We start from the raw sequence: 2730 nt of genomic DNA, 5'->3' as shown, positions 1-2730 counted from the left end.
GGGGTAGGGACTGCGGGGTAGGGACGGGGCCCGAGGCGGCGCTGTGGCGATGGGGGATCTGGAGGCGCGGCCGAGGTGGCGTCGTCGAGCGGGCAGCATAGAGCGGCCAGGGTCCGGAGACATGGCCGCAATGGCGCTAGATGAGGTCGCCGAGCGAGCCGTCGCTGGTGGCACGCTGATCGGTGAGCCATGCAGGCGCAGCCGGGTGAGGTACGTGCCGGCCCACCCCGGTCAGGTGTGCGCAGGCACCCCGGTCAGGTACGTGCAAGCACACCCGGTCAGGTACGTGCAAGCACACCCGGTCAGGTGTGCGCAGGCGCAGCCGGCGACGCGACCCACAGCTCGTTGACGAGCGGGCGCAGGACCTCCGCGTGCTCGTCCTCGAGACCGTCGTCCACGACGACCCTGTCGACGGCGTCGAGGTCGACGACGGTCGTGAGGCCCACCCGCCCCCACCGCGTGTGGTCGGCGACGACGGTGACCGAGCTCCCCGCGCTGATGAAGGCGCGGTTCGTCTCGGCCTCGAGGAGGTTCTTCGTGGTGAAGCCAGCGTGCTGGTCGATCCCGTGGACGCCGATCATCACGACGTCGCAGTGCAGGTGCCCGAGCGACCTGACGGCGACGGGTCCGACGAGCGCGTCGGCGGGAGTCCGTACACCGCCCGTGAGCACGACGGACTGGGCCGCCGAGTCGTCGGCGGCCGAGACCCGCTGGAGCAGGTCGGCGATGCGCAGCGAGTTGGTGACGACGGTGAGGTCCGGCACCCCGACGAGGGCGCGGGCGACCGCGAGCGTGGCAGAACCCGAGGAGAGGCCGACTGCCATCCCTGGTTCGACGAGCGTCGCGACGAGTTCCGCCACGCTCGCCTCGGCGGCGTCCTGCTCGGCCTGGCGGGTCGCGGCTGCCGGGTCACGACGCAGGCCAGGGTCACGGCGCAGGCCAGGGTCGTGGCGCGACCCCAGGTCGTGGCGCGGCCCCAGGCCGCTCGGGTCGTACGTGCCGAGCCCCGTCGAGCTCCGGGGCGCTGTGGCTCCGCCGTGGACCTTGTCGAGCACACCCTGGCGGGCGAGCACGTCGAGGTCGCGACGCACCGTCATGCCCGAGACGCCGAGGATGCTGGCGAGCTCGGCGACAGTCACCGAGCCGCGGCGGGTCACCTCGTCGAGGACACGTGCCCTGCGGTCGTTCACGAGCACGCCAGCATCACCGTCACCCAGTCGTGCGCGGGGACCGTCCACCGCGTCGAGGTCGTCGAGGGATCAGTCTGGCACGGGCCGGCCTGGGGCGACGTCGCCACCACCCGGCGTCCGGTACGAGCCCAGTGGGTGACACGACCCCTGTCCTTGACAGGCACCCAGTACATGACTGACCTCATCGCTTCTCAGACCTCAGCGCCCGACAGACCCCGGTGCCCGACAGCCCTCGGTGCCTCACAGACCTCTGTGTCCGAGGCCACCTCAATGCCCGGCACGACCTCGGTGCCCGACGCCTCAGCACCCGACAGGCCCCAGCGCCTGACGCCTCAGCACCCGGCACGACCTCAGCGCCAGCCGGCCGCCACCCGCAGGAAGATGTCGGTCGCCTCGTGCTCGCCGACAGACACGCGGATGCCCTCACCGGCGAAGGGCCGGACGATGACACCGGCCGCGGCGGCCTCGGCAGCGCGCTCGGCGGTGCGCTGCCCGAGCTCCATCCAGACGAAGTTCGCCTGGGACTCCGGGAGGTCCCAGCCCTGGTCGCGGAGCCCGTCGGCGAACCGGGTGCGCTCCGCGACGATGGTGTCGACACGGGCGAGGAGCTCGTCCTTCGCCTCGAGCGACGCCAGGGCGGCCCGCTGGGCGAGGTGCGAGACGCCGAAGGGCGTCGACGCCGAGCGGATGCCGGTCGCGAGGCGGGGGCGCGCGACCGCGTACCCGACGCGCAGACCCGCGAGGCCGTAGGCCTTGGAGAAGGTCCGCAGGACGACGACGTTGGGGTGGGCCGCGAGCGCCGCCGTGCCGTCGACCGGGTCGTCCGAGCGGACGAACTCGAGGTAGGCCTCGTCGACGACCACGAGGACGTCTGTGGGGACCGTGCGGAGGAAGTCGAGGAGCTCGGTCTGGGTGAGCGCTGCGCCCGTCGGGTTGTTCGGCGTGCAGACGAGGACCACGCGGGTCCTGTCTGTCACGGCTGCTGCCATGGCCTGGAGGTCTAGGCGTCCGTGGGCGGCGAGCGGCACGGGGACCCCGGTCCCGCCTGCGACGCTGACGACGATCGGGTATGCCTCGAAGGATCGCCACGGGTAGACGACCTCGTCGCCGGCGTCGACGACAGCCTCGAGGATGTGCGCGAGCACGGCGACCGAGCCGTTCCCCACGACGACCTGCTCGGCCGAGACCGCTCCGTGGTCCTCGAGCGCCTGGGGTGAGAGGTCTGCGGTGAGGTGCTGGGCGAGGGCCTCGGTGAGCTCCGTGGCGAACATGTCCGGGTACCGGTTGACGTCCGACGCCGCGTCGATGATCGCGGCCTGGACCGAGGCGAGCGGCGGGTACGGGTTCTCGTTGGACGAGAGCTTGAACGCTGCTGCGCCGACCGGGACGCGGGCGCCCGGGACGTAGGCGGGGAGGGCGGAGACGGCAGGGCGGAGAGGGACACGTCGAGTCACGCGATCAGTCTCGCACCTCCGTGGTGTCCGTAGGACTAGCACCGCTGTCTGTGTCTGTGGCTGGCCCCGGGGGCCAGGGTCCGGGG

At 72.3% G+C, this 2730-nt stretch carries 2 protein-coding genes; both read right to left on the bottom strand.

Annotation, left to right across the window (positions count from 1 at the left end; genetic code table 11):
* Positions 1 to 302: 302 nt before the first annotated feature.
* Positions 303 to 1196 (bottom strand): DeoR/GlpR family DNA-binding transcription regulator, encoded by an 894-nt coding sequence (locus HZZ10_RS19050; protein WP_179914719.1) that lies wholly within the window; start codon positions 1194 to 1196, stop codon positions 303 to 305.
* 344 nt (positions 1197 to 1540) lie between these two features.
* Positions 1541 to 2644 (bottom strand): histidinol-phosphate transaminase, encoded by a 1104-nt coding sequence (hisC, locus tag HZZ10_RS19045; RefSeq protein ID WP_179914718.1) that lies wholly within the window; start codon positions 2642 to 2644, stop codon positions 1541 to 1543.
* Positions 2645 to 2730 lie beyond the last annotated feature (86 nt).

It is taken from the genome of Sanguibacter inulinus, assembly GCF_013415325.1.
GTDB lineage: Bacteria > Actinomycetota > Actinomycetes > Actinomycetales > Cellulomonadaceae > Sanguibacter > Sanguibacter inulinus.
The sequence above is the reverse complement of the archived record's forward strand: the minus strand, read 5'-3'. Positions and strand labels throughout refer to the sequence as shown.